This window comes from Sinorhizobium numidicum (assembly GCF_029892045.1).
In the GTDB taxonomy this organism is placed as follows: domain Bacteria; phylum Pseudomonadota; class Alphaproteobacteria; order Rhizobiales; family Rhizobiaceae; genus Sinorhizobium; species Sinorhizobium numidicum.
The window spans coordinates 508,958-534,004 of the sequence record NZ_CP120367.1 but is presented as its reverse complement, the minus strand read 5'-3'; the positions used below and the strand labels follow the sequence as shown (position 1 = coordinate 534,004).

Sequence of the window (25,047 nt, the reverse complement as noted above, 5' to 3'; positions counted from 1 at the left end):
TGTGTCAGTGACTTCGATGGGGTCGCCGATCTTATCGTCAAACCGGCTATGTTAGGGCTCGTCAAAGCCGACCGCGACGGGCTGGATCGTTCCATCGCATTCAGGCCCTCCCGACCATAAAGGCGAATGCCAATGACCGAATTTCTTACGGCGGAAGCCCTTTCCGCGTTTCTCCAGGTCATCATGATCGATCTTGTCCTCGCTGGGGACAACGCGATTGTCATTGGATTGGCGGCCGCTGGCCTGCCCAAAGAACAGCGCAACACGGCCATCCTTGTGGGCATCGCGGCTGCCACCGTGCTTCGCATCGGGTTTGCGGCGATTACGACCCAGCTCTTGCAGGTCATCGGGCTGCTTCTCGCCGGCGGCATCCTCCTACTTTGGGTCTGCTGGAAGATGTGGCGGGAATTGCGCGCTGGCCAGCACGGCGATGTCGACGCCCACGAAGCTTTGGAAGATCGCGATATCGACAGCGATGGAAGGGTCGCTGGAAATGCGCCGCGCAAGACTTTTGCACAAGCGGCGTCGCAGATCGTGATTGCCGACGTATCGATGTCTCTTGACAACGTGCTGGCGGTGGCAGGCGCTGCCCGCGAACACCCCGGCGTGCTCGTCTTTGGGTTGGCATTGTCGATCGCTCTCATGGGTGTAGCTGCTGGCTTTATTGCTCGGCTGCTACAGCACTACCGCTGGATTGCCTATGTCGGCCTTGCGGTCATCCTGTATGTTGCGATGGAGATGATTTACCGAGGCGTTCACGAGATTGTGGCGTATGCAGCCATATAGTCTTTGGCCTCGCCGTCGGGGCGTACTTGGCCATCTCGGTAGGGCGCTCACCGAGCTACCAAGGCCGCCCGTTTCTCACCTTCCGCAGCCCTGGTGAACCCTCGCAGACTAGGCGGTCGCTGTCGAGGCAATGGAGAAGATGGTAGAGCTCGGCGCCTGTGTGCTCCTCAATTAACTGAAAGTTGACCTCGCGCAAACAACGCTATCTCTGGCGCCCGTCGAAGCGTCGCCTCAAGCTTCCGTCCTGGCATGGCCCCCTCTCAACGCCTCGTGCGCGGCCAGTTTGCCAGAACGGCGCAGCCGAGAACCGACCGTCAAATCCGCCCGGCAATTGTCGGGGACTTAGTGGAATCGCTGTCCGGGATTTAGCGGAATTGCTGTCCGCTACTTACCGGAAATCAGTGTCCGGGACTTACTGAAACACGCATCCGTAGTTGCAGATTATCAGTTTTCATGAAATTCTCCCCTTAGGACTTATTTTCACGAGCGGGTATTGAAATTCATGGGCGGAATGCAGCCGAAGCCATATTCAGCCGCTGTAAGAGTTTTTCACGGCCGCTGGCTGCCGGAGGAAGCGATCCCTGCCGGATATGCTGCTTTGATCGGCGCCTATGAGCTGCCCGTCCCGCTGCCTCGGATCCTGGCGGCCATTGGTCCACGCCACAAGGTCTATCAGACGGACGACTGGAATATCTATACGCCGCGGCACGCTCCTGATGCCGATCTTATCGGGAATCTGACTTTTGCCCTGCGCTATGAGGGATTGGACTTAGCAGTCCTTAAAGCGCTGTTTTGCGCCACTGGCCCCGATGCGATAACCGACATCGTGCGGGCGTCTCCGACCGGCTCTTATGCGCGGCGGCTGTGGTTTCTTTACGAATGGTTACTTGGTACACGGCTAGATCTTCCTGATGCGATCCAAGGCAGCTATGCGCTTGTGGTCGATCCTGACCAGCAGTGGGTGACGGGGGGCGCAACGTCGACCCGCCATCGCGTGAGAAACAATCTGCCAGGAACGCCGGCCTTCTGTCCTATGGTCTTTCGGACGCCGGCGCTCGAGGCGTTCGTGGCGCGCAATCTGGCAGGCGAGGCTCGGCGTCTGATTGCCGAGATGCCGGCTGATCTAGTGGCACGAACGGCGGCGTTCCTGCTCTTGAAAGACTCCAGATCGAGCTTTCAAATCGAAGGCGAAGACCCGCCGCAATATCGGATCCAGCGCTGGGGCCGGGTAATCGCCGAGGCGGGCCGTCGCCCGATCGACCGCGCCGAGCTGGAGCGCCTGCAACGCATAGTCATCGGCGATGCGCGCTTCGTGCGCCTGGGACTGCGCGCCGAGGGAGGCTTCGTCGGCGAGCACGATCGCCATACTGGAGAACCCATACCTGACCATCTCAGCGCGCGACATGAGGATCTGCCAGAGCTCATCGACGGGCTCACCGCTTTCGACAAGGGAGCGGCCCGAGAGCTCGACCCAGTGCTTGCTGCCGCCGTCCTAGCCTTTGGCTTCATCTATATTCATCCTTTCGAAGACGGGAATGGCCGTCTTCACCGCTATCTCATCCATCATGTTCTGGCCGAGCGCGGCTTCAATCCGCCCGGCCTGGTTTTTCCTGTTTCTGCCGTCATCCTGGATCAGATCGACGACTATCGTAAGGTGCTGGAAAGCTATTCGCGCCGCCTACTACCACAGATTCATTGGAGGTCGACCGATCGCGGCAACGTCGAGGTGTTGAACGAGACGGCCGATTTCTACCGCTTTTTCGACGCGACGCCGCATGCTGAATTCCTGTTCGCCTGCGTGGCGCGCACGGTCGACGTCGACTTGCCGGCTGAGACCGCGTTCCTCAGGGCATACGATGCGTTCAAGGACAGGGTTCACGGGATAGTCGACATGCCGGACCGGCTGCTCGATCTCCTGTTCCGGTTCCTGCGACAGAACGACGGCAGACTGTCGAAGCGTGCCCGCGAACGGGAATTTGCTGGTCTGACTGACAAAGAGGCCACTCAAATCGAGGCCATGTTTGCAGAGCTTCGTCCACATCTTTGAAGCCAGCCTTGTCGACGAGACCTGCACACCCGGATTGAGGCGAGTTTCCCGACCCGCGCTACTCGCCTATGCTGGAAGCAATTCGTCGAGCTGTTCCAGCTGCTCCGGCAATGCGGCCGCCCCGCCCTGTAGTGCTTCCTCAAGCGCCTCCTTGGACGGATAGATTTCGTGGAGATTCAGCAGCGTCTTCCCGCCTTGGTCCTCGAAGGTCACGGTCGTGACCGCGCCCTCTTCGCCCTCGTCGTTGGTCCAGACGATGCGCTCGTTCGGCACCACCTCGAGATACTTGCCGTAGAAGGCCATGGTGTCCGAACCGCCGGCGCCGAATTCCAGCCGATATTTGCCGCCGGTACGGACGTCCATATCGCATGATACGAGCGAAACGCCGGATGCCGATTTCGGCACCCACCAGCGCTGGAACAGCTCGGGCTGGCTCCACGCCCTGTAAACCGTGCTCGGCGGCGCATTGAATGTCCGCGTTACGACGAGTTCGCGATCCCCTTTGCGCTCGACTGACGTGCGGTTCTGCGCACCACCTGCACTGTTAACTTGCTGATTCATCGCTTCCCTCCTGTTTCATTTCGCTGATGATTTCGTCCAATGCTTCGAAGCGGGCCTCGAAGAGCTTGCGATGCGCCTCGATCCACTCGGCCTCCGCCTTGAGGCCGCGTTTCCCAAGCTTGCAGGTTCTCACCCGTCCGACCTTCTGCGTGACGACGAGCCCCGCCCGCTCGAGAACCTGGACGTGCTTCTTCATGCCGGTCAGCGTCATCTGGAACTTATCCGCGAGACTGGTGATCGACGCGTCCCCTCGCCCCAGCTGATCGATGATCCCGCGGCGGGTCGCATCGGACAGCGCCGCGAACGAGAGATCGAGGGGACGGCTTACATACTGAACCATATAGTTCAGTGTCTATCTTGCTCGCGCAGGAAGCGCAAGCGTCCCGAACTTTCCCTGCCGTAGACCGGTCAGTCGAGGTCATACACCGCGGCGGCCGCAGCAAAAATCGTCTGCTGAGGGGCAAGCGGACCTTCGAGCCGCGGATGAACGAATGTCAGCTTTCAGCGCCTGCTCCCCGAAACCAGTCCGCCGGCTAACGGCCCCAATCGCGACATTCACAGATCGCTCTGAGAAGGGCGGCTCCTGGCGCGTCCGAGCGGCCGGCGCGTAGGCTGTACCGCAATGGAGCGTTCTACGTCGCGATCGGGCCAAACTCGGTCGTCAGTATCGCCTACCGCAACGGCAAGGTCGCGCTGCATTGCTGACGTTGGGATTCCCTGCACGCGAGTCTGCATTATTCTGTACCATCACCGGCCATTGAGAGGACATTGCGGGGTGCACACGCCGCCGATCCAATTTGGAAAGGTGCATCCCTCGACGTTCCGACGTTACTTCATGCGCTTCCAGACGATGCGAATTTTTGGCGCCCTCGGGACGCGCCATGGGAATGCACACTTGCAATTTCGCCAATATCGTAATAATTGAAGTTACATGAAGCGCGATAGCCGACTTTCTTCCGTCCTCCATGCCCTGCTGCATATGGCCGAACATGACGAAGCAATGACCTCCGAAGCGCTGGCCCAATGCATGGGAACCCATCCTGTGGTCGTGCGCCGAACGATGGGCCTTTTGCGAAAGGCGGGCCTTGTGGCATCTGAACGCGGCCATGATGGTGGCTGGCGGATTACCGCGGACCTCGAAACAGTCACCCTGCGCCATTTGCACGAGGCGCTCGGCGAACCCGCGATCTTTGCCATCGGCAACCGCAACGAAACGCCGGACTGCCTTGTGGAGCAATCAGTGAACGCGGCGCTCGACGAGGCATTTGCGGAAGCCGAGGCGCTGCTGCTCAAGCACTTCGATCACGTCACTCTGGCCGATTTGTCTGCCGACTTCAGCCGCCGGCATGCAGAACACCGCGCCCGAAAGGAATAGAAGATGCAATATGATGTCATCGTCATCGGCGGCAGCTATGCCGGTATGGCTGCCGCCCTCCAGCTCCTGCGCGCCCATCGCAGCGTTCTGGTGATCGACGCGGGGCTGAGGCGCAATCGCTTCGCCAGCCATTCACACGGATTTCTCGGTCAGGATGGCGTTGATCCCGCAGAGATCGTGCAATCGGCGCGGCAGCAGCTTGGGGCGTATCCAACGCTGACGTGGGTGGAGGGCGTGGCCGAGGCGGCGTCAGGGGAAAAGGACAGCTTCATCGTCGCGACCGATGACGTCGCGCGCCATCAGGGACGCCGCCTGCTGTTCGCGGCTGGCGTGTCGGACACGCTACCGGCGATCGAAGGGCTGGCGGAACGCTGGGGCGTGAGCGTGTTCCTTTGCCCCTATTGCCATGGTTACGAGCTGAAACAGGGCCGTATCGGCGTGATCGCGACCGGGCCGATGTCTCTGCATCAGGCGCAACTGCTTCCCGAATGGGGCGAAGTCACCTTCTTCATCAATGATGCGGTGACGTTGGACGCCCCCATGCGCGATGATCTGGCGGCGCGGGGCGTGACAATCGAGGAGACCCCGATCGCTCGGCTCGACGACCATGCAGACGTCATCCTGGCGGGCGGACGGCGACTGTCCTTTGCCGGCATTTTCACCGCCTCGCGCAATGCGCCCGCCACCCCCATCGCCAAAGGTCTGGGCTGCGCCCTCGCCGAGACGCCCATGGGCATCCAGATCCAGACGGACGATACCAAGGAAACCACCGTGCCAGGCGCCTTCGCCTGCGGCGACGCCGCGCGCGTTCCCCACTCCATTTCGCTCGCTGTCGGGGATGGAGCCTGGGCAGGCGCGCAGTTGCACCGTTCGCTCGTGTGGGCGTGAGACTGGCCACGAACAGGCGACCAGGTCGCGGCGGAGCGGCGCGGGCAGTCTGCGAAGCATCGGTGAAGCGCCCCGGCCGCGTCGAAGCCGCACTCGAAAGGTGAGGAAAGTCGTGTGATGAAACTCTATAATTTCCCCTGGGGACCGTATCCGCGTCGCGTGGAACTCTACCTCGGCGAAAAGGCGATCAAGGGGCTCGAACTTGTCGAAGTCGAGTTCCCTCATCAACCGGAACTTTGGCCGGAAGGATTTCTCAAGGCGTTGAATCCGGCGCATTCACTCCCGGTGCTGGATACGGAAAAAGGGCCGATGATAGGTCAATCGATTGCCATCCTCGAATATCTGGAAGAACTCTATCCGACCCCGGATCTCATCGGGTCGACGGCGGAAGCAAGGGCGGCGACTCGCGAGTGGATCGCCATTTTCGACGAAGCGGCATCCTTCTTCGGGCTTTGGGCGCGTCAAGGCAGCGCCGTGAATGCCGATCGACACCGGCCCAGCCTCGAAGCTGCTTTGGCGGGTGCGGAGCGCTATGCGAGCAAGCTCCGCATCGCGGAGGAGAAGTTCGTTGGGCCGTTCCTCGCTGGAGATGTGCTCTCAATGGCAGATTGCGTGGCGATGGCGCTGATCGAGTTCACCGATCAATTTTACGGCGTGCCCCTGCCAAAAGATTGCCCGAAGCTGATGTCTTGGTATGCGCTAATGTCGGAGCGACCGACGGTTTCTCGCCCAGCATATCCCGAAGCCATGCTCCAAGTCGCCCACGGTCTCCCGGAGCAAACCGATTGCTTCATTTAGGAGGTAAAATTCGTCCCATCAATTGCCGTTGCTTCTTACGTCTGCTTTCGGTGCAAGCAGACCAATTCGCCTGAAATTTCACCGTCAATTCAGGGTCGACTCGCGAAGGTCAGGTTTGGAGAAGCGCCGGGAATGGCAGCTCCTGGCACTTCCTGCTTGATCCAGTAGGCGAAACGGACGGCAAAGAACCACCCTTCTGCGACGGCGGTGAACGCGAAAAGTCGACCCTTGCTGTCACTGGCATCCGGCGCAATGAATGACTCAAGTTGGCCCGGAAGCGGACCTCGACGCTCTCGCCAGGTCCATTGTCGAGTTTGTCAGCCGAACATCGGCCTCGGGCTGTTCGGCCGTGGCAGGCCGTGTTTGGCAAGCTCGAGCGTCAGAATGCGCGTTTCGAGCAGATTGAAAATTCTCAGCACGACCTCGATCGCATCGAACGGCTTCGTCAAGAAGTCCTTGGCACCGAGCGAGAGTGCGCGGCGACGGGCGGGAAGCGTAACATCTGCCGTCAGCACCAGGATCGGCAAATAAGTATGGGCGGGGACCAGCCGGGAAAAACTCTCCAGGAGCGCATAGCCGTCGAGGTCGGGCATCATCAGGTCGAGGAGGACGAGGTCGACCGGATGCTCCTGGAAAAGCCGCAGGCCCTCGCGCGGGTCGGTGGCCATCAGGAGGTCAGTAAAGCCTTCCCGTTTCAGGAGCCGCTCAAGCAGTGTGACGTTGGCGGGTTCGTCATCCACGATCAGGATTACGGATCTGCGCATGAGATCGGAGGTTTCTGGCATCATCCCTCACAGGTTCACAATTGGTACAAGATGCTCGTTAAACGATGGACATGAACGGCTACGGCGCGTCAGCGTTTGCCTCCGGCCACTGCCCCTCAACCATCAAGCTCACGTGCTTCCCTCCAGTTCGGCCATCCGCCTCGGATTGATGACGTTTCGCCAAAGGCAGATCAAGATGGAACGCCGAGCCGCCTTCGCGCCGGTTGTCGTGCGCAAGCGAGCCGCCCATCGCGTCTGCGAGCTGGCGTGAAAGCGCGAGACCTAACCCCGAGCCTTCCACCACAGAGCGTTCCGCACCCAGGCGGTCGAAGTCCAGAAAAAGTCCGGCCGCCCGCTCGGGGGGGATGCCCGGCCCGGAATCAAGTACGGTGATTCGAACCAGCGTTTCATCCAAGGGCCGGAAAGCGAGGACGACATGCCCGCTTTCGTGGTTGTACTTGACGGCGTTGGAGAGCAGGTTGAGCAAGATCTGCAGTAGCCGCCGGCGATCGGCAAGGGCCGTCAAATCTGCTCCAGACGGGTTCGAGACGTCGATCCTGATTTGACGCGCTTGAGCAAGAGGCCTTGCGAGCGTCGCCGCTTCGGTCAGGATTTCCGGTACCAAATGCGGTTCGATGGTGAGGTCCATCCGGCCCGCTTCGATCCGCGCCAGATCGAGCACGTCGCCGATCAGGGTCAGTAGATGCCGCCCGGCCCGTAGGATTTGCTCGATATTGTCCCGTGCTACCTCGTCCTTTGCATCGAGCTCCAGAAGCTGTGCGAATCCGAGGATCGAATTGAGCGGTGTGCGCAGTTCATGGCTCATGCGCGACAAGAACTCGCTCTTGGCCTGGCTCGCTCGCAAGGCCTCCTCGCGTGCTGCAATGAGATTGCGTTCACTCTGCCTCAGCTCGTGCTCACGCTTTTTGAGGAGAGTGCTCGCATTCTGAAGTGCCTGTTCCAAATGTCCGATTTCGTCCTTGGCGGGATCGAGCGCCCCGACCCTTTCACCATGTGCAAGGCGGTGCGCCATGCCTTCAAGCGCATGGACGCGCCGCACAATTCCCTTCGAGAACAGGGCGACCGCTGCCAGCGAACCGGTCAAGCCCAGCAGCGCCGCGGCGACAAGCAGGCCGCGCGAGAGAGTGCGCACCTGATCCGCATCGTTTGTGCGCAACGCAAGAAGTTCGGCCTCGCGCTTGACCATCGCGTCGATCTCCGCACGGAGGATGTCCAGATCCTTCTTGCTCCCCGTCAGGAGGCCCGCCAGCTCCTGCCGGGCCAAAGCGTCTGCGGACGCGACCGCCCGCAATCGCTCAAGGCTTGCGAGCTTCTTGTCGATCATGATGCGAACCTTCGACAGCCGCTGCTTCTGTTCGGGGTCGGCAAGTTGCTGCCCCATCCTGGCAATGACGGTTGGTAGCGCGGTTTTCGCACGCTCATAGGGCGCGAGCCATGTCTTATTTCCCGTAAGGAGGTAGCCCCGTACGCCGGTCGCCGCCTCCGCGATGTGGGCATGGATCTCCTGAATGTCCGATTGGATTGCGAGCGTCAGACGCACCTGATTGTCCGCAATCGTACTTTGCCGATCCGCCAGAAACACGAGCGCGAGGGCCGACATGATCAGCATGAGCGGCCCGGCGACGACGATCACGCCCTTGATCTTGAGCGGCAGGTCTTCGAATCGCCGAAGAATGGAACGGTGGCTCCGGATCATTGTGAGCTCACCGGAAGAAGCCCACTGCGGACTGCAAGTACGGCCGCCTGGGTTCGGTCGGCTACGCCAAGCTTGGCTATGATCCGCTCGATGTGGATCTTGACCGTCCCTGGCGCGATAGCAAGGCGGCGCGCAATTTCCTTGTTCGTGAGGCCCTCCGCAATCTTCACGAGCACTTCGCGTTCGCGGACGGTGAGCCGATCGATGCCGGTTTTTTCAGGGATGCTGCGCGAAGATGCCCGGCGAAGCAGGCGTGCCACGAGATCGGCATTGAAAAAGGCCTCGCCGTCCAGCACCCGCCGCATCGTCGCCAATATGTCTTCACGGCTGGCGTCCTTGAGCACGTAACCGGAGGCGCCCGCCTCGATCGCCGCTTCGAGATAGTCAAGGCTGTCGTGCATCGATACGATCAGAACACGGGTTGTCGGTAAGCTGGCCCGAATCTCGCGGGTCGCCGCAAGCCCGTCCAGCTCCGGCATGCGGATGTCCAGGATGGCGAGATCGGGCGCGTGAACCCGGCAGGCCGCGACCGCGGCCGCCCCATCGGACGCCTCGGAAACGATGCGAAAGTCTTTCTCGCGGCCAATCATCGCGGCAAGGCCGGCCCGGGCAAGATCGTGATCGTCGGCAATCAACACGGAGGCAATCATCAGGAACCCGGCCGAGCACGCAGCGGAACGGAGGCGCGGACAATTGTCCCGCGCGGTTTCGTGCGCCCTAAGTGGAACTCTCCTCCGAGGAGTGCAAGCCTCTCCCGCATCCCGGCGATGCCCAAGCGTTCGCCCGCTGCGCCGGGCCCGGTTGGAGCGATGCCCTTGCCGTCATCGCAGACGTGGAGATGAGCAATGTCCTCCTCTTCGAAGACGCGCACGGTCACGCGGCTCGCGCCGGCATGCTTCACGACATTCGCAAGAGCCTCCTGCGCGACACGGTAAAGCACGAGGCAAATCGCCGGCGGCCAGTCTTCCGCGGCGGGAGCCAGATCAGCGGCAACGCTGAGGTCTTCGAGGTCATCGAAGCGCGCCCGCAGCGCCGCGGGAAGGCCGAGGCCATCCAACTCGGGCGGCCGGAGACCGGCGATGGCGGCACGGATCTCCGCTACCGACCGGCGTGCCATCGCCACCAGTCCCTGCAGCTCCTGCCTGAGCACGTCCGTCTCCGCGAGCCCCGCAATCACGGTCTCCAGCCGATGGCCAAGGGCGGCTACCGTCTGGGCTGAGCCGTCATGCAGGTCGTGGGCAACTCGGCGTCTTTCCTGTTCCTGGACTTCGATGAGGCGGCGCACCAGAGCGGCCAGTTCCGTACGCTGCGCGGCGACTTCATCAAGCAGGCGTTCCCTTTCCGTCGCCTGGCGCTCGACGCCGATCGTCGTTGCAATACGGCGGATGATCACGTCCAACGCTTCGCGATCTTCTGCGGCGAGCATCTGCCGACCAGGAAGCAGGCGGAGCGCCAGGCGCGCCATCACGCCTCCGTCCGCGACCGGGATAAGAACGTCCCAGGCATCGTCTCCGTGACTCAATCCAAGAACCGCTTCCAATGGAGCCTGCCCATGTGACGCCTTGACGCTCAAAGCGACGTTTTGGGCGCCGGCAAAGGCGGCAATACGTGAAAGCACGCTCTGGGCCGCCTTTGTGAAAGGCGAACCATCGAGGAGGCCGTGCACGTCCACGATGAAGCGTAGCCGTGCTGCCTGGCTCTCTGCATCGCGGTAGAGCCGGCGGAGTTCATGGACGGTCGAGGATTCGGCGGAGTCTCGCATATGTCCTTGGAGCTGGCTCATCGCCGTTTGATCAAAGCAATCGTCCTATGCCGCTTGGCATACCAGGCCTATGCCGCCCGGCAAATGTGATCGACGCACCCGGCCTCCCAGATAGCATCTGTACGGTCGCTCAGTCGACCCCAAGCAGAACCGGAGATTAATCATGCGTCTTATCCTCGCCACTGCCGTAGTCCTGTCCACCCTCTCGTTCCAGCAAGCTGCCGCGGCCACGGCCGAATGCGCGCCGATCACCGAAGACGGAGTCGCCGAGCTTTTCGATCGCTGGAATGCTTCGCTCGCCACCTTGGATTCCGAGAAGGTGGCGGCCAATTATGCCGCGAACGCGATCCTGCTGCCGACCCTTTCGAACACGCCTCGCCTGACACAGGAGCAACGGGTCGACTACTTCAATCATTTCCTCGAGAAGAGGCCGGTAGGCTCGATCGATAGCCGTGTGATCAGGATCGGCTGCAACATGGCTGCCGACAGCGGCACCTACACCTTCGCACTCGCCGATGGCACGAAAGTTCCGGCTCGGTACACCTACACTTACGAGTTCATCGACGGGAAGTGGCTCATCACCGGGCACCATTCATCCATGATGCCCGAAAAATAAGGAAGCGACGTCGGCGTGCTGGTGCCACCAGCGCGCCGATCGACCTTCCAGCGGATGCAGAGGATTCCTCACCCTAATGGAAATTCAATGAAGTGAGGCTGACGAGCCATCTTGAGGCCGCCTCCCCTCGGCTGGGGCTAGCTGTCAGTGGCTCGATGCGTGAGCCCCATAGGCCAAATAAGTCCGGCCCCCCTTGACGCCCGGGGATGAAGTTACGATCTGTGCAGCAACCCGTTGGTCCGGACCCCTTTGGCGAGAGCCTCGGCACTTTTGCGATGTCGGACCTTTTTTCCGACAAGCAGTGCCGATAGGGGATCTAAAATGGACCTCTCTCTTTTGTTCGTCGAGTGGCTGGAAACGCCGCTGTGGATGTGGTCGAGCTTTTTCGTCCTCGTCATCGCCATCCTGTCGTTCGACCTCGGTATTCTCCATAAGCAGAACAAGGAAATCGGCGTCCGCGAGAGCGTCAAGCTTTCCGCTCTCTATATCGAGAAGTTCCCGGCCGCGCTCTCGCGCGGCGTCACCTTCGCGATCATCGCTGCCGGCGTAGTCTGGAGCCTGATGAAGACGCGGGATCAGCAGCAGCCTGCATGACGGGCTCTGCTCCCAGAAACACCGTTAACTAGAAGGAAACAGATATGATCTCGGATTTCATCGGCTGGATTTTTGCCCTTCTTGTCGTCGATCCGCTGCAAGCCCAGGTTCAGGAACAAGTCGAGCGCGCGAGGCTTCCCGTGGAGATCGTTCGGCAATCCCAGGCTTGCCTCAACTCCCAGGCCCCGCAACTGATCGAGCGCGCCGCGGGCGACTACGGTTGGGCGGCGGCCACGGTCGTCAACTTAGCAATCGGCCGCACCGCGCCCGCGGAGCTTCTCGATAGTGGAGACCCGCAATGCGCGGCCCTCGTCAGCGTCCCGAACGGAGCCGGCGAGGATGCGTAACGGCCAGCCTGAGTGAAATGGATCGGGTGCGATGTGTCTGATGGAGGCGGGAACACAAGACCAACGCGCGCAGTAGCCTCCGCGCGGCTCACGCTAGCTTGACGGCGATGCGCTTCAAGCTGAACGAAGGCACCGCAATCCTGGCTTCGACGAGATCGGGAGCGTGACAAGGTCGATGCCGGTAAATGACTGCAAGCTTGCCGCGCACCAGGGCGGCATAGCCGGGCGGGTCGGTGATCCCCGTGCCGATCCCGGGGGTAGTAACAAGGCGAAGCAGCCGTGCTGCCGTTACAGCTCCGCTTTTGATGTCTCCAAAGCCGTCTTCCAGAGCAACTCGGCCGCATACGACCCGAATGAGCCTTGCCGCCGGGCCAGACAGATCACTCTCGGCTGCTCGGCCGTAAGGGGAATGACGGCAACGCCGGCGTGGGTTTCGGGAACCGCCATTTCGGCGATCACCGATACGCCCATTCCGGCGCGGACCATGGCGAGGATCGAGGTGATCTGCTGGATATTATGGCGCACACTCGGTTCATGTCGCGTCCGCGCGAACCAAGCCCGAACCAGCGGTTCGCTGCCGCCCTTGGTTAGGATGAAATCGCAGCCGGAGAGTGTCGCAGCGTCCAGCGTCGCGCGTTTCGCCAGCGGCTCACCGTGCCGGACCAGCGCGACCAGCCGATCACGCGCGACCGGGATCATTTCGAGATCGGGTGCATCATGTTCGACCGCAATGGCGAAATCCGCCAGCCCGTCGCGCAACGCCTGTAGGCTAGGCTTATCGGCGCTTTCCGAGATCTCCACCCGCAGCATCGGACGGCTGCGGGTGACGGTCGCGACCAGTGCGGGCAGGATATGGGTCGAGGCCGAGGCGCCGAAAGAGGCGATGCGAACCAGCCCCCGGCCCTGCACGCGGCTTTCCTCCAGCGCGCGCCATGTCCTCCTGCCGCTGCGCGTAATCGGCAAGGATCCATCCCTCGGCGGTGAGGCTGAGCGGGCACCGGTCGCGCCGCACCGGCGTAAGCCCGCTTTGCGCCTCCGACCGGGTAATCGCTTTGCTCGCGGCGGGCTAACTGATGCCGCAGGCCCGCGCCGCCTCCGTCAGGTTCCCGGTCCGGCCGATCTGCAGCAAGAGCCGAAGCGCCGAAGAGGGAATATTGTAGAGAGTTTCCATCGCATCGCTGCCGGAAGACAATCGTCTCGCGCCACCATCGTGCTTGCATACCAGACGCTCGAGACCTAAATTCGCTAAATGCTTGACCATTCGTCTCGACAGTTGTCGCCGTCAAATATCCCAATGGATGCGCTAAGCGAAGTCCTCCGAGACTTTCGCTTGAGCGGAGTCAACTATGGGCGCTGCGAACTCCGACATCCATGGAGCATCGCCTTTCCGCAACAACAGTTGCTTCGTTTTCACTTTGTCAGCCAGGGCCCATGCTGGATCCATACCGAAGCCCAAGGATGGCAGGAGTTGAACGATGGCGATCTGGTACTGCTGCCGCAAGGCATCGCACATCGACTTTCCAGCGCGCGAGATGTTGTAGGCGACTCGCTCGAGGGTTGCCAAGTGACAAGGTTGGGGAGCAACGTCTGCGAAGTGGTGCGGGAAGGAACTGGTGCGACCAGCACGCTCTTCTGCGGCTCCATGGCTTTGGGAGCGTATGCGCTGAACCCCTTGATCGCGTTGATGCCGCCAATCATCAAAGGCTGCGATGTAGCCGGCAACGACCCGATCGTTGGTCCCCTGCTAGCTGCTATGACCGCGGAGGCCACACAGCCCCAGATGGGCAGCGCTACAGTTTTATCACGAATGGCGGACTTGCTTGCCGCCCGGCTCATCCGCTGCTGGGTCAATTGCAGCGGAGCCTCGACCACCGGTTGGCTCGCCGCCATTCGCGACCCTCACATCGGCCGCGCTCTGGTAGCCATGCACCGAGACCCCGGTCATAACTGGACTCTCGAAAGCCTCGCTGGCGTGGCAGGCCAATCGCGCTCGATCTTCGCTGAACGCTTCAGCGCTATCTTGGGAGAAGGCGCGGCGCGCTATCTCACCCGTCTGCGTATGCAGCTTGCCCGCGAACTGTTGGGTCAAGGCGGCATGTCGGTCGCCGAGGTAGCTTCCCGGTTAGGGTATGAGTCTGAAGCATCCTTTGCTCGCGCCTTCAAGCGCATCACTAGCGTCTCACCGGGCATTGTGCGCCGCACAAATTCCAGACGAATGGACATGGATTTCGGATTTTAGGATACATATCATCCCAAAGAGTTCGTCTATGAAATCTCCGGAACGTAGGAGATACTTCAATGACGGACACGACATCACAACTGCGCGACGCGGCGATAGACTTTGACACCGCTGAGCCAGCCGCGTGGACCGCGGCGACTTGGTTTGCCGTTCTTTCGATGGCAGCCACCAGCTTTGCGCTAGTATCGGCTGAGTTTCTGCCGGCGGGCCTATTGACGCCAATGGCGCGCGATCTCGGCATTAGCGAGGGAACAGCCGGGCAGGTCGTCACCGCCACCGCTTCCGTCGGCGCCGTGACCGCCCTATTGAGCAATGTTCTCATCGGCAGACTGAACCGTAAGGCGGTGCTGGTCGGTCTCAGTGCGTTGGCGATCGGCTCCAATATTCTTGCAGCGTTAGCGACTGATTTTTTGCAATTGTTGTTGGGCCGGGCTGGGTTGGGCATCGCGCTTAGCGGTTTCTGGGCGCTTTCAGTTGCCGTCGTGGCAAGGCTGGTTGGCGCCGATGCGACAGGTCGGGGCATGGCTATCGTCACCCTCGGCGTTTCGCTCGCCACCATAGCTGCACCATCAATGGGTGCTTTGATCAGCGACTGGCTGGGCTGGCGCAGCGCCATGGCCATGACAGCGGGGCTGGCCGCGCTGGCCATGCTGCTGCAAGTACTCAGCTTGCCGACGCTGCCTGCAAGCACTAGTAACAGCCTCTCCGACGTGCTCCGGCTGACAGGACGGCGTGGTGTTCAACTGGGAATGCTTGCCATCCTTTTGCTGATGACGGGACATTTTGCTGGTTCGGTCTATGTGCGTCCCTTCCTCGAGCAAGTGACACTCCTTGAAACCGGGCCGATTGCCCTGGTGCTGCTCGGGTTTGGCATCGCCGCTGTGATCGGCAATGTTGCGGGTGGCCGGATGGCAGACGCCAGTATCCGCATGGCACTCGCCATTACCGCCGCATTAATGGCGTTTGCGGCGCTTGCTTTGGTGCTTTGGGGCGTCCACGTCGGCGCTGCCTTCGGCTTCGTGACGCTTTGGGGATTCGCCTTTGGCATGGCGCCGGTGGTGCTGCCTACCAATCTTTCCCGCGGAGCACCCGACGCTTTGGAGGCAGCAGGGAGCCTGATGGTCGTCTCGTTTCAGGTTGCCATCAGTATCGGCGCGGTTTTCGGCGGCTATGTCGTCGATCACTACGGCGCTGTTGGGCCCTTGATCCTTACCGCCGTCCTAGCCGCATCGACGTTCGCCTTGACGCTGCTGCAGCCTCGCAGCTGATATTCCCTTCCGGGTTGAGCAATCAGGCGCAATCGGACTGACAATGCTGGAGAACTCTTTGCATCTGTAAGGCACTAGGTTGGCGGCGCATGCCGGGCCGAGTAGCGCTCTGGATATGAGGCCGCCGGCAATCGCCGGCGACCTCGAATGCGTCAGTCTATGATAATGTCCTTGCCTTCCTTGAGGCGTGCGAGGCCGTCCTTCATCTGCTGCAGCTGTTCAGCCGAGTGGGGTTGCCAGTCCGCGACTTCGCCCATGACGCGAAGCCGTTCGCGAGAGCGGTACGACTGCGTGGGATCGCAGGGAAACTTCTTGTCAGTCAGGTTGGGGTCATTCAGATAGCGAGAAATCCTTTGGGGGGACTTCACGCTTTGAAATGAACGGTCACTTAAAATGACTTCCTATTACGGGTCATTACGGTCATGTGGATTATCGAAGCTCGTCTGAACCACTGCTCGACGACTAACGGACCAAAGAGCTGATTGCATGGAAAACCCGGTCTCATTGAACCGCATCGCCGAAAACAAGGTCTTTCGTAAAGGTGATGTTTTCGTCCTCTTCGGCGAATTATTCGGTCGCGGATATGCGACTGGTTTGCTCGACGAAGCCCGGCGGGCTGGAATGGAGATCGTGGGCATCACGGTCGGGCGGCGCGACGAGAACAACGCACTGCGGCCTCTGGACGCCGAGGAACTCTTTGCCGCCGAGGACCGACTGGGCGGCAGGATTATCAACATACCTCTTATGGCCGGCTTCGATCTCGACGCTCCGGCAGGAGGCCCCACTCCGACGGATCTCCTCGCAACTATGACGCTGGAGAGTTGGGAACATGACACGGTCGACTGGGACTACATTGAGCAGTGCCGGGACATCGCCACCTCACGGTTCACGAATTCGCTTTCACAGGTCATGGCCGTTCTCGACGGAATGATTGCCGACGGCCGCAACGTCTTCTTCGCCCATACTATGGCCGGAGGCATCCCGAAAGCGAAGGTATTCCTGGTTGTTGCCAATCGCATCTACAAGGGACGTGGTCCCCGCCACATGTCGTCGCAAGCGCTGCTCGACAGCGATATGGGCAAGCTCATCCTGCAAAATTTCGACGAAGTCTCCGCAATCACCTTTCGACATCTAATCGACTTCAGCGCGGCGATCCGTGAGCGCGTAGGGGCTTCGGGTGGTCAGGTCCGGTACACGGCCTACGGTTACCATGGAACGGCAGTCCTGATTGACGGGAGCTATCGTTGGCAGACCTACACCAACTACACCCAAGGTTACGCCAAGATGCGGCTCGAAGGCATTGCGCAAGAAGCCTGGGAAGCGGGTGTTAAGGCAACCGTCTATAACTGTCCCGAAATCCGAACCAATTCGTCCGACGTATTTACGGGTATCGAACTTCCCCTGATACCGCTGCTGCTCGCCTTGAAGAAAGAGAACGGTGGCCAATGGGCAGAGGAGCAATGGCAGGCATGCCAACAGCTTTTGGCAGACGGCTTCACGATGAAGGATGTGTTCCAAAAAATTTCCGATATGCAGGCCAACGAGGTTATGCGTCCGTTTTACGACTTCTCGGCGTGGCCCATGGCAAACAGCCAAGCACAGTCCGATCTGACCATCGGTACGTCCAACGAGATCACGCACATGCATCGGGACAGCAAGGCGATGATCAGCGACCTCCTGAGTGCTCTCGTGGTCGAGGCGACGGGGAAGCTCATTTTTGGCGAGTCCTCAGATCCCTCCGGTCCCATTCAATGGCTCAACCACGATATCGTGGCGCGCCGACTTAACGCTTCCCACTTGCAACGGAAGTCTCCCGCGCCGTTGATCGCGCAAGGGGCGAACGATTCCCACGTCGAGATGGCTTGACAGTTTGAGGAGGCGGCTAGGGGGCCCATACCAATGTTCTTGAAAGTGTGGACCTGATGGCGGGGTAGCAATGCGATACCGCCCGGAGCGACGTCGAGCACCTCATCGCCACGCCAGATCCGAAACATCCCTTCGATAATGTAGGAGATCTCATCTTGGCTGCTGTGGCCGTGCGCGGCGCGCCAACAGAAGGGCGCACAATCTCCTCGATCACTGCCGCGTCGAGAACCGCAACGGCCGCATCGCCACGGATGATTACGGTCTCGCCGAGCACCTCAAGTACCCGGTCCGCTTGAGCTTTGGATGAATTCGGCTCCGCCATCCACTCTCCGTTGGTCTTCCTCGAGACGGTGCCCTGCACTGGACCACCGATCGCAAGGCACGCCGACCCGCCTGCCTAGCGGCGGCTCAGCCCTCTCACGCAATCGGGATTCAGCAGATTCAAAGTTTCGGGGCGTTGGTTTAGATGACGTCGACGAGGCTCACACGAAGATCGTTGATGATGGTGGCAAGGCCCGGTGCTCCAATTAATTGCACGACGCGCACCGCCGACAATTTCGAGATGGCACGGTCAAAGATCGCGAGATTCGTATGTCCGTTCGGGCGGGAAGGATAGATGATGCCGTCCGGCACGGACCGGTGCTCATGGAAAGCAAGCGACCACGCCCGCCCGAGGGAGTGGCGGGAGGATTTCGCGACATCCGTCGGCACCTCCCATCCTGATCGCGCGGTCCTCGCGGAGATCAACAAGACGGAGATCCGCAATCGTCTCAATCTCTGCGTAGCGCCGCATAGATCTCTTCTCATCGATCGGGAGATCGCCCACGAGGCCATCGCGCCGATCACGCAAGACCGCTTCCAGGAAGCAGACCTTGAGTGTGTCGCCCAAATAGACAACGCCAAACCGCCTTGCCGGGCCACGCCGGCGGGATCACTGAACCGGCTCGGCGTCTTTCCATATCCTAACGGATCGGGAAAGGCGCTCGCATAGATTCGTCCAAATCGACGACCGGCAGGAATGGTCTCGATGTCGAGCGGGGGAATTCTCGAAACCCGGGGGCGGCTTGATTGCGGCCATTCAGCGAAAATCACCGCGGGCGACACCCTCGGCCGCTGCAATCTTGAGAGCAAGCGTCGTGCCAAACGTCAAGGTCGTTGAATAAGTCGTTGACTCAACAGAATTTACTCCTCGCACACTAACGTGCGCGGAAAAACGTCACGAGGATGGCGTTTGTGCAGTTGATCAGAAAAATGAACGCAATATGTGCATGCAATCGACCGTCTTGGTCTCTTGTCAAGCTGATTGCCAAAGAGAAAGCAGAACTGGCACTTATAGCGGGGAAAATGTTCCCGTTGATACAATTATGCGACTTTCGAAGCACCGAACGAGAACGCCTCCATTGCGGGCAGCGCTCAAGGGCTTGTGGAGGTAGGCGACTCTCGGCCACTGGGTTTGCTCGCGCTGCGTCGTAGTGGACCCATTCGCGACGACTGGGAACGGCAAAGTTCGACCGATCGTCTGCTCGTTTCCAATCGAAAATCTTGCACTGCTAGCCCTGATATCATCGCCGGCGGCCTGTACTTTCGACACGACCCTTCACTGCAAAAGAGACCGGTCTGGAACGCTTCTTGACGCGGACGCCGTATAAGCTACAACTTGTCCTTGCGCAGTGACCATCGCTCCTCCTGAAGCGGGATAATCGTCATGTGTCACAAATCCTTTGGATCGCAGGAGCTGGCAAAAAGCAATGTTGTGGCGCATGCCGTGTCCTGCGCCGCATCGTTGTTCTATCTTGCGCGCCGAGTTTTCACGATGCTTCGCTCGGGCAGAGAAACGCTCGCCGTGGCTCTCCTGCTCGGACTTTGCGCCACCGCGAGGGCCGACGTGCTTTTCGAAAACGTCCGCATCTTCGACGGAAAAGGTGCTGCTCTTTCGGCTCCGTCGAATGTGCTGGTCAAGGGCAATGTGATCGCGGAGATTTCGACAAGCCCCATCGAGGCCGCAGGCGCTGAGCGCATTGCGGGCGGCGGGCGAACGCTGATGCCGGGGCTGATTGATGCTCACTGGCACGCAATGCTGATAGCGTCCACCCCGGTAGAGGCGATGGGCGACGTCGGCTTCGCCAATCTCGCGGACGGCGACGAGGCGACGGATACGCTGATGCGCGGCTTCACCACCGTTCGCGACGTGGGCGGGCCGGCATTCGGCCTCAAGCGCGCGATAGATCAGGGCATCATCGCGGGACCGCGCATCTATCCGTCTGGAGCCATGATCACCGTGACAAGCGGGCATGGGGATTTCCGCCAGCTCAGCGACTTGCCTCGGGCGATAGGCGGCTTGTTCACCCCCATGGAGAGGAACGGCGGCAGCATAGTCGTGGACAGCCCCGATGAGGTGCGTTTGCGTGCCCGCGAGCAGTTCATGCAGGGGGCCGCGCTGCTGAAGTTGACAGGGGGGGCGGCGGCGTGTCGTCGCCCCACAGCCCGCTCGACGTCACCACCTTCACCGAGCCCGAACTGCGGGCCGCCGTTGAAATTGCCGAGAATTGGGGCACCTACGTCGCCGCGCACGCCTTCACCTCGGCTGCGATCCGGAAGGCTATCGCGGCCGGTGTGAAGTGCATCGAACACGGCTTTCTCATGGACGAGGCAACAGCCAGGCTGATCGCCGAAAAGGACGTTTGGCTGAGCTTGCAGCCGCTTCCCGAATTGATGAGGACAGGCCTCCGGGAGGGTTCGGTCGAGCGCGCCAAGGCCGATGAGGTGTGGCCAGGCATCGGCAGGACATACGGACTGGCAAAGAAGTACAAGATCAAGACGGCCTGGGGTACGGACGTCCTGTTCTCCCGTGCGCTGGCGAAGCAGCAGGGGGCAATTCTGGCCTCGCTCGTGCGTTGGTACACGCCTGCCGAAGCACTGGTCATGGCCACCGGGACCAATGCCGAACTGCTGGCGCTGTCGGGCAAGCGCAACCCCTATCCGGGAAAGCTCGGCGTGGTCGAGGAGGGCGCACTCGCGGACCTCCTGCTCGTCGAAGGCAATCCGCTGGAGAACATCGACCTGGTAGCCGATCCTGCCAACAGCTTCAAAATTATCATGAAGGACGGCGTCATCTACAAAAACACGCTGACCCAGTGAGGAACGACTGAGCCGTCTGTCTTCATGGACGCCGCCGATCCCCTGCTGGCCTAGAGCGATGGCATTCCACAGGCGAGCGACAAGCGATGCCGCTTCCCATCTGTGGACGCCCCCTCAAGCGCAAGTGGTTTTTCTGGAAAGGATAAGCACGTAGTCGGATGCTGCCATCTGTCCGGCCTCTGGGTGCAGTGATAAAGCTGCGGGCCTGTATGGGAGTTCGCGGACCGGATCCAAATCACCCAAAGCGTGCTTGAGAGCACGGTGGAAAGCCCTGGTTCTTCCGGTCCCGTCTCGCCGACTGGGTGCCATACCCTCCTTCGATCCTCCTGCGCCTGCGACGACCTCACATCCGCAGCGGCATCACGCCGCCGCGGCCGGAGCCCGATAAATGCCGCCGCTGGCCAACAGCGCCCAGACGATCCTCGCCATCTTGTTGGCCAGCGCCACCGTCACCAGCATGCGCGGCTTGCGCGCCATCATCTGCCCCAGCCATGATCCGGTCGGCGCACCGCGTCTGCCGGCCTGCAGCACGACGGCGCTCGCGCCGATGATCAGCAGCCGTCGCAACGTTCGCTCGCCCATCTTTGAGATGGCACCGAGCTTCTGTTTGCCGCCGCTCGACTTCTGCAACGGGGCAAGGCCGAGCCAGGCTGCAAAGTCGCGGCCCTTGCGGAACATTCCCGCCGGCGGAGCCAGGGCCACGATCGCGGTCGCGGTGATCGGGCCGACGCCGGGGATGGTCATCAACCGCCGGGCAACCGCATCTTCGCGCGAGCGTCGCGCGATCTCGCCATCCAGGCTGGCAATCTGCTCGTCCAGTACCCGCAGGCTATCGATCAGCACCTTCAAGGCCGTACGGGCGCTCTCCGGCAGCGGGCAGGCCGGATCCTCGATCCCCTCGATGAGCACCGCTATGTGAGACGGGCCCTGCGGCACGATCCAGCCATATTCCATCAGATGGCCGCGCAAGGCATTGATGAGCTGCGTGCGCTGACGAACCAGCAGATCGCGGGCGCGGAAAACAATTGCGCTTGCCTGCTGCTCTTCCTCCTTCACGGCCACAAACCGCATACTCGGGCGTTGTGCCGCCTCGCATATCGCCTCGGCATCGGCGGCATCGTTCTTGTGCCGCTTCACGAACGGCTTCACATAGGCTGGCGGGATCAGCCGAACCGTGTGGCCGAGCCTGCCGATCTCGCGCGCCCAGTAATGCGCTCCGCCGCAAGCCTCTATCGCTACGACCCATCGGGGCTGTGAGGCGAAGAAGCCAAGCAGCTTTGCGCGCGCGATCTTCTTGCTGAAAACAGCCGCACCCGACGCATTCGCGCCGTGCGCCTGAAAAACCCGCTTCGCAATGTCCAACCCGATTGTGCTAACCTCAGTCACGGACGCCTCCTCCAAGTGCTGTTCAACACCTCCACTTTGGCACATCGATGCCGTCAGGGGGCGTCCACCCCATCACCCAACTGAGACGGTCGGGAGGCTGCGGGCGCCCGCCCGTGGTGTGGGGCTTGTTTTCCCATCGCCTTGAAGAGATTCGAACCGCAGACCCAGCAATTAAGGCGGCCGCTACCCTCGGGGAAAGCGAATGATATACACGGCGACCGTTTCGCCACAGATTCAGCGACGGGATGCATGAACCTTTTGAGCGACTCAGCTAGACAAAGGGCATGAGCTCCAGCGATTTCATTATCTATGTCGACGAAAGCGGCGACCATAGCCTTACATCTATTGACGAGAATTACCCCGTCTTCGTGCTCTCGTTCTGTATGTTCGAAAAAGCGCAGAATTCTGCCCAAGCGAGTCGGGATCTGCAGGACTTCAAGTTTAGGTGGTTCGGACACGATAGCTTCGTGCTGCATGAAAGCGATATCGTGAAGAGGAGATTCCCGTTCAGTTTCCTACAGTTCGATGACATCCGTGAACGCTTTCTGAACGATCTCTCGGCAGTACTGGAAGCGACACCGATGACCGTGATCGCGGCTGTCATTCGAAAATGACGCATTAAAGCGACGGTATGCAAACCCAGAAAGTCCACACCAGCTGGCACTCCTGTTCTGTTTGGAAAAGGCCAACGAATTTCTACGTTTTCACGACGATAGGGGTGCATGCCATATGGTTTGCGAATCTCGCAGCCCCGTGAAAAACCAGGCCAGGGCAAAGAAGATCTGGAGCTCGAACTAGAGTTCCGCAGAATTGTCGCGGGACATTGCGCCAATGGTCATCTGTTGTGCTGAGTCAATTTAAAATGCGCGGGCATCTTCGCCGCTTTCAAGATGCCGCAGTAGGCTTTGTGCGAGCGGCGTCAGTTCGGCATCGCTGCGGGTGCAGAGCGACAAGCGGCGCACCGCCCAGTCGTCCGACAGTCGTTTGACGGAGATCTGCATCGATTTCCGGCAGCGGCGTGCGGCAGTCTCGGGGATAATGCCTATGCCTACACCGGCGCTTGCCATCCGGCAGATATCGTCGAACCCGCGCAGACGAATGCGCGGCCTGATCCGCAGACCAATCCGCGCGGCCTGCGCGTCAAGGTGATCCTGCAAGGCGCCTTCGCTCAGCGCGATGAAAGGCTGACCGAAGAGATCGGCAAACCGGACTTGTCGCATGGCCGCAAGGGCATGGTCGCGTCCCGCCACCACGACAAGCCGGTCCGTCACGAAGGGGCGCAGCGTCAGCCCGGTCGTCTCGACCAAATCCGAGAGCACGCCGATTTCGGCGAAGCCGAGCGCGATACTGCGGGCGATGTCGGCGCTTTGGCGTTCCTTGACCACAATATCGGCCTGAGGATGGGTCGCGAGCCAGGGCGCGAGCCGCGCTGGCAGGAACTCGGCCATCGCCGCTGTATTGGCCAGGAGGCGGACAGTGCCGCGCACGGCTTTCGCGATCTGCCCTATCTCACCATGCATCCGAGCCATCTGGGACATGATCAGCCGCGCATGGTGCAGGAGCGCCTCGCCGGCTTCGGTCAGCGTCACCCCGCGCCGGTCACGGTCCAGCAGCCTCACCCTTCCCGACGCTTCCATCTCGCGCAAGCGCTCGCTGGCCGCTGGCAGGGACAGACCGGCCTCGGCCGCACCATGTGTGATGCTGCCGGCCTCGGCCACGGCAAGAAACAGGCGAAGGTCGGTCAGATCAAAACGCATGCCGGCAGGATAACCGGGCGCCAGGCTTCGGTCCAGCCGAAGGCTGACTGAGGCACTTCCGCATTGTCTGTGGGGCGCCAGAAGGTATGAAAGGGGCATGACCGATCTGTCCACGCCCATCCTGCTCGCGGCTGCCGCGACTTTCTTCGCCGCCGGCATCGTCAAGGGAGTGACCGGCATGGGGTTGCCGACGGTGGCGATGGGGGTGCTTGGCGCGCTGATCTCGCCCTTGGCGGCGGTCAGCCTGCTGATCGTCCCGTCCTTCGTGACCAATGTCTGGCAGCTTCTGGCCGGACCCACCTTCGGGACGCTTGTTCGCCGACCTTGCTGGTATGTAGCTAGCAGTGCCTCGATTGGGAGACTGGCCGCTAGACGTCTTTCTCACGTTTCGCGGTGCCGTTTTCGTCCGATTGTCTGCGCCAAGCGACAATCAGTTTGTGGACTGCTTATCGCTCCGGCGACGGCACGATCACGGAAACACCTGAACGATGCACATGACAGTCCGGATAGGTTCATGGATCAAGAAAATCGAGAAAACGCAAAGGCGGCTGTGCCGAGGCTCCACCAAGAGCAGGCATTGGACTGGCGCGATCGGCGTAATCATCGGATCCTCGATTGGGTATGAGGAACTCCACTCGGCACCGCGCGGCATTCGAACTGTTTCACCCGGTGGGGGTCCGAACGGTGTGGGATCGCTCTCAAGGTCGGGTCAACGCTTTTCAGAATGTCAATGACGGGCGGCAGACTGTCCTCGACAGTCGACGACAGCGAATAGTGCTGGGCGAAATCGGCATCTCCGGTCTGCATCGAAGCTCCAGACAGCCGCACACCCAAATAATCCGGCATAGGTCTGGAACGCAACCGTGCCGACGAGGAGACCGGCCGCCCTCATGACCTCGACGACGTCTGTGGTGAACCTGTCGGGAGCCGCCAATCCCGCCTCACGTGTTCACGTTGATACCATTTTGGACGACCCGGAATCGCCCCTTGATGCCTTGGAAATCGCTGACTGGTAGCTCGCGGACAGTCGGCCGTCAGCGATCGGATGTGTCTCTTTAATGCTACTCGTTGCTTCTATTCTCTATTTCTTAGCTTGCTTCAAGGAAGATTTCCCGTGAGCACTAATATGTGCCCGACT

General features: G+C 60.7%; 23 protein-coding genes and 6 pseudogenes. 14 read left to right on the top strand and 15 right to left on the bottom strand.

The genetic code is table 11. The features are described 5' to 3' along the window. Window positions 1–132 precede the first annotated feature (132 nt). A complete protein-coding gene (locus tag PYH37_RS02595) occupies window positions 133–786 on the top strand; it encodes a TerC family protein (RefSeq protein WP_280732480.1) in 654 nt (217 codons plus the stop codon). Window positions 787–1,297: 511 nt separating this feature from the next. Further along, window positions 1,298–2,833, top strand: coding sequence for a Fic family protein (locus PYH37_RS02590; RefSeq protein ID WP_280732507.1), 1,536 nt, complete (start codon window positions 1,298–1,300; stop codon window positions 2,831–2,833). Between the two features lie 66 nt (window positions 2,834–2,899). Here the strand turns inward: PYH37_RS02590 and PYH37_RS02585 are convergent, their stop codons facing one another. Both PYH37_RS02585 and PYH37_RS02580 read right to left on the bottom strand, forming a co-directional pair. Next, window positions 2,900–3,394, bottom strand: coding sequence for an SRPBCC family protein (locus tag PYH37_RS02585; RefSeq protein WP_280731885.1), 495 nt, complete (start codon window positions 3,392–3,394; stop codon window positions 2,900–2,902). Next, a complete protein-coding gene (locus tag PYH37_RS02580; RefSeq protein WP_280731884.1) occupies window positions 3,378–3,734 on the bottom strand; it encodes an ArsR/SmtB family transcription factor in 357 nt (118 codons plus the stop codon). Before PYH37_RS02580 ends, PYH37_RS02585 begins: the two co-directional genes overlap by 17 nt. A 591-nt stretch (window positions 3,735–4,325) precedes the next feature. Between PYH37_RS02580 and PYH37_RS02575 the strand changes: the two genes are divergently transcribed. From PYH37_RS02575 to PYH37_RS02565, 3 genes are all read left to right on the top strand, one after another. Further along, window positions 4,326–4,769 (top strand): RrF2 family transcriptional regulator, encoded by a 444-nt coding sequence (locus PYH37_RS02575; protein WP_280731883.1) that lies wholly within the window; start codon window positions 4,326–4,328, stop codon window positions 4,767–4,769. Window positions 4,770–4,772: 3 nt separating this feature from the next. Beyond that, window positions 4,773–5,657 carry an NAD(P)/FAD-dependent oxidoreductase gene (locus PYH37_RS02570; RefSeq protein WP_280731882.1) on the top strand — a complete coding sequence of 295 codons (885 nt, stop codon included), beginning with the start codon at window positions 4,773–4,775 and terminating at the stop codon, window positions 5,655–5,657. Window positions 5,658–5,774: 117 nt separating this feature from the next. Beyond that, window positions 5,775–6,455 (top strand): glutathione S-transferase family protein, encoded by a 681-nt coding sequence (locus PYH37_RS02565; RefSeq protein WP_280731881.1) that lies wholly within the window; start codon window positions 5,775–5,777, stop codon window positions 6,453–6,455. 317 nt (window positions 6,456–6,772) lie between these two features. On the opposite strand, the gene PYH37_RS02560 is transcribed toward PYH37_RS02565, so the two are convergent. The 4 genes from PYH37_RS02560 to PYH37_RS02545 form a co-directional block, all read right to left on the bottom strand. Further along, window positions 6,773–7,219, bottom strand: a complete 447-nt coding sequence (locus PYH37_RS02560) for a response regulator (protein WP_280731880.1) — start codon at window positions 7,217–7,219, stop codon at window positions 6,773–6,775. Between the two features lie 79 nt (window positions 7,220–7,298). Then, entirely contained in the window at window positions 7,299–8,936 is a 1,638-nt protein-coding gene (locus tag PYH37_RS02555) for a sensor histidine kinase (protein ID WP_280731879.1), read from the bottom strand. Continuing rightward, entirely contained in the window at window positions 8,933–9,586 is a 654-nt protein-coding gene (locus PYH37_RS02550) for a response regulator (RefSeq protein WP_280731877.1), read from the bottom strand. Before PYH37_RS02550 ends, PYH37_RS02555 begins: the two co-directional genes overlap by 4 nt. After that, the gene (locus tag PYH37_RS02545) at window positions 9,586–10,719 is read right to left on the bottom strand and encodes a sensor histidine kinase (RefSeq protein ID WP_280731876.1); all 1,134 of its coding nucleotides are present in this window, start codon (window positions 10,717–10,719) and stop codon (window positions 9,586–9,588) included. The genes PYH37_RS02550 and PYH37_RS02545 overlap by 1 nt, the downstream gene beginning before the upstream one ends. A gap of 142 nt (window positions 10,720–10,861) precedes the next feature. Here PYH37_RS02545 and PYH37_RS02540 point away from each other — a divergent pair, with 142 nt between their 5' ends. From PYH37_RS02540 to PYH37_RS02530, 3 genes and pseudogenes are all read left to right on the top strand, one after another. Further along, on the top strand, window positions 10,862–11,314 hold the full coding sequence (locus PYH37_RS02540) for an SgcJ/EcaC family oxidoreductase (RefSeq protein WP_280731875.1): 453 nt from the start codon (window positions 10,862–10,864) through the stop codon (window positions 11,312–11,314). Between the two features lie 321 nt (window positions 11,315–11,635). Continuing rightward, a pseudogene (locus tag PYH37_RS02535) lies at window positions 11,636–11,869 on the top strand (hypothetical protein); the annotation flags it as partial. 83 nt (window positions 11,870–11,952) lie between these two features. Next, complete coding sequence (locus PYH37_RS02530) at window positions 11,953–12,255, top strand: hypothetical protein (RefSeq protein WP_280731874.1); 303 nt, start codon at window positions 11,953–11,955, stop codon at window positions 12,253–12,255. 288 nt (window positions 12,256–12,543) lie between these two features. Here PYH37_RS02530 and PYH37_RS02525 read toward each other — a convergent pair whose 3' ends face one another. Both PYH37_RS02525 and PYH37_RS02520 read right to left on the bottom strand, forming a co-directional pair. After that, window positions 12,544–13,218, bottom strand: a complete 675-nt coding sequence (locus PYH37_RS02525; RefSeq protein ID WP_280731873.1) for a LysR family transcriptional regulator substrate-binding protein — start codon at window positions 13,216–13,218, stop codon at window positions 12,544–12,546. Window positions 13,219–13,321: 103 nt separating this feature from the next. Continuing rightward, window positions 13,322–13,426 (bottom strand): LysR family transcriptional regulator, encoded by a 105-nt coding sequence (locus tag PYH37_RS02520; protein WP_280731872.1) that lies wholly within the window; start codon window positions 13,424–13,426, stop codon window positions 13,322–13,324. 78 nt (window positions 13,427–13,504) lie between these two features. Between PYH37_RS02520 and PYH37_RS02515 the strand changes: the two genes are divergently transcribed. Continuing rightward, complete coding sequence (locus PYH37_RS02515; protein ID WP_280731871.1) at window positions 13,505–14,494, top strand: AraC family transcriptional regulator; 990 nt, start codon at window positions 13,505–13,507, stop codon at window positions 14,492–14,494. A gap of 59 nt (window positions 14,495–14,553) precedes the next feature. Continuing rightward, the gene (locus PYH37_RS02510; protein ID WP_280731870.1) at window positions 14,554–15,762 is read left to right on the top strand and encodes an MFS transporter; all 1,209 of its coding nucleotides are present in this window, start codon (window positions 14,554–14,556) and stop codon (window positions 15,760–15,762) included. A 152-nt stretch (window positions 15,763–15,914) separates the two neighbouring features. Here the strand turns inward: PYH37_RS02510 and PYH37_RS02505 are convergent. Next, window positions 15,915–16,094, bottom strand: a pseudogene (locus tag PYH37_RS02505) (NAD(+)--rifampin ADP-ribosyltransferase); the annotation flags it as partial. A gap of 154 nt (window positions 16,095–16,248) precedes the next feature. Here PYH37_RS02505 and PYH37_RS02500 point away from each other — a divergent pair. Then, window positions 16,249–17,628 (top strand): enoyl ACP reductase FabMG family protein, encoded by a 1,380-nt coding sequence (locus PYH37_RS02500; protein ID WP_280731869.1) that lies wholly within the window; start codon window positions 16,249–16,251, stop codon window positions 17,626–17,628. Here the strand turns inward: PYH37_RS02500 and PYH37_RS32360 are convergent. The 3 genes and pseudogenes from PYH37_RS32360 to PYH37_RS32170 all read right to left on the bottom strand — a co-directional run. Beyond that, a pseudogene (locus tag PYH37_RS32360) lies at window positions 17,511–17,792 on the bottom strand (cupin domain-containing protein); the annotation flags it as partial. The gene PYH37_RS02500 and the pseudogene PYH37_RS32360 overlap by 118 nt on opposite strands. A 298-nt stretch (window positions 17,793–18,090) precedes the next feature. Further along, window positions 18,091–18,339 (bottom strand): RES domain-containing protein, encoded by a 249-nt coding sequence (locus PYH37_RS32175; RefSeq protein WP_342394634.1) that lies wholly within the window; start codon window positions 18,337–18,339, stop codon window positions 18,091–18,093. Beyond that, complete coding sequence (locus tag PYH37_RS32170; protein WP_342394647.1) at window positions 18,272–18,478, bottom strand: hypothetical protein; 207 nt, start codon at window positions 18,476–18,478, stop codon at window positions 18,272–18,274. The genes PYH37_RS32175 and PYH37_RS32170 overlap by 68 nt, the downstream gene beginning before the upstream one ends. A 963-nt stretch (window positions 18,479–19,441) precedes the next feature. On the opposite strand from PYH37_RS32170, the pseudogene PYH37_RS02490 reads away from it, so the two are divergent. Further along, window positions 19,442–20,766: pseudogene (locus tag PYH37_RS02490) on the top strand (metal-dependent hydrolase family protein). Between the two features lie 360 nt (window positions 20,767–21,126). On the opposite strand, the gene PYH37_RS02485 reads toward PYH37_RS02490, so the two are convergent. Further along, window positions 21,127–22,152 carry an IS110 family RNA-guided transposase gene (locus PYH37_RS02485; RefSeq protein WP_280731868.1) on the bottom strand — a complete coding sequence of 342 codons (1,026 nt, stop codon included), beginning with the start codon at window positions 22,150–22,152 and terminating at the stop codon, window positions 21,127–21,129. 284 nt (window positions 22,153–22,436) lie between these two features. Here PYH37_RS02485 and PYH37_RS02480 point away from each other — a divergent pair, with 284 nt between their 5' ends. Then, on the top strand, window positions 22,437–22,766 hold the full coding sequence (locus PYH37_RS02480; RefSeq protein WP_280731867.1) for a DUF3800 domain-containing protein: 330 nt from the start codon (window positions 22,437–22,439) through the stop codon (window positions 22,764–22,766). A gap of 243 nt (window positions 22,767–23,009) precedes the next feature. Here PYH37_RS02480 and PYH37_RS02475 read toward each other — a convergent pair whose 3' ends face one another. Further along, a complete protein-coding gene (locus PYH37_RS02475; protein WP_280731866.1) occupies window positions 23,010–23,909 on the bottom strand; it encodes a LysR substrate-binding domain-containing protein in 900 nt (299 codons plus the stop codon). Between the two features lie 97 nt (window positions 23,910–24,006). Here PYH37_RS02475 and PYH37_RS32165 point away from each other — a divergent pair. Beyond that, window positions 24,007–24,276 (top strand): annotated as a pseudogene (locus PYH37_RS32165) (sulfite exporter TauE/SafE family protein); the annotation flags it as partial. A 145-nt stretch (window positions 24,277–24,421) separates the two neighbouring features. Here PYH37_RS32165 and PYH37_RS02465 read toward each other — a convergent pair. Further along, window positions 24,422–24,716: pseudogene (locus PYH37_RS02465) on the bottom strand (GSU2403 family nucleotidyltransferase fold protein). Window positions 24,717–25,047: the final 331 nt, after the last annotated feature.

Bases quoted from the DNA above. Each gene is read 5' to 3' on its own strand.
- PYH37_RS02595 (WP_280732480.1), top strand. From the start codon at position 133: ATGACCGAATTTCTTACGGCGGAAGCCCTTTCCGCGTTTCTCCAGGTC.
- PYH37_RS02590 (WP_280732507.1), top strand. From the start codon at position 1,298: ATGCAGCCGAAGCCATATTCAGCCGCTGTAAGAGTTTTTCACGGCCGC.
- PYH37_RS02585 (WP_280731885.1), bottom strand. From the start codon at position 3,394: ATGAATCAGCAAGTTAACAGTGCAGGTGGTGCGCAGAACCGCACGTCA.
- PYH37_RS02580 (WP_280731884.1), bottom strand. From the start codon at position 3,734: ATGGTTCAGTATGTAAGCCGTCCCCTCGATCTCTCGTTCGCGGCGCTG.
- PYH37_RS02575 (WP_280731883.1), top strand. From the start codon at position 4,326: ATGAAGCGCGATAGCCGACTTTCTTCCGTCCTCCATGCCCTGCTGCAT.
- PYH37_RS02570 (WP_280731882.1), top strand. From the start codon at position 4,773: ATGCAATATGATGTCATCGTCATCGGCGGCAGCTATGCCGGTATGGCT.
- PYH37_RS02565 (WP_280731881.1), top strand. From the start codon at position 5,775: ATGAAACTCTATAATTTCCCCTGGGGACCGTATCCGCGTCGCGTGGAA.
- PYH37_RS02560 (WP_280731880.1), bottom strand. From the start codon at position 7,219: ATGCGCAGATCCGTAATCCTGATCGTGGATGACGAACCCGCCAACGTC.
- PYH37_RS02555 (WP_280731879.1), bottom strand. From the start codon at position 8,936: ATGATCCGGAGCCACCGTTCCATTCTTCGGCGATTCGAAGACCTGCCG.
- PYH37_RS02550 (WP_280731877.1), bottom strand. From the start codon at position 9,586: ATGATTGCCTCCGTGTTGATTGCCGACGATCACGATCTTGCCCGGGCC.
- PYH37_RS02545 (WP_280731876.1), bottom strand. From the start codon at position 10,719: ATGAGCCAGCTCCAAGGACATATGCGAGACTCCGCCGAATCCTCGACC.
- PYH37_RS02540 (WP_280731875.1), top strand. From the start codon at position 10,862: ATGCGTCTTATCCTCGCCACTGCCGTAGTCCTGTCCACCCTCTCGTTC.
- PYH37_RS02530 (WP_280731874.1), top strand. From the start codon at position 11,953: ATGATCTCGGATTTCATCGGCTGGATTTTTGCCCTTCTTGTCGTCGAT.
- PYH37_RS02520 (WP_280731872.1), bottom strand. From the start codon at position 13,426: ATGGAAACTCTCTACAATATTCCCTCTTCGGCGCTTCGGCTCTTGCTG.
- PYH37_RS02515 (WP_280731871.1), top strand. From the start codon at position 13,505: ATGCTTGACCATTCGTCTCGACAGTTGTCGCCGTCAAATATCCCAATG.
- PYH37_RS02510 (WP_280731870.1), top strand. From the start codon at position 14,554: ATGACGGACACGACATCACAACTGCGCGACGCGGCGATAGACTTTGAC.
- PYH37_RS02500 (WP_280731869.1), top strand. From the start codon at position 16,249: ATGGAAAACCCGGTCTCATTGAACCGCATCGCCGAAAACAAGGTCTTT.
- PYH37_RS02480 (WP_280731867.1), top strand. From the start codon at position 22,437: ATGAGCTCCAGCGATTTCATTATCTATGTCGACGAAAGCGGCGACCAT.
- PYH37_RS02475 (WP_280731866.1), bottom strand. From the start codon at position 23,909: ATGCGTTTTGATCTGACCGACCTTCGCCTGTTTCTTGCCGTGGCCGAG.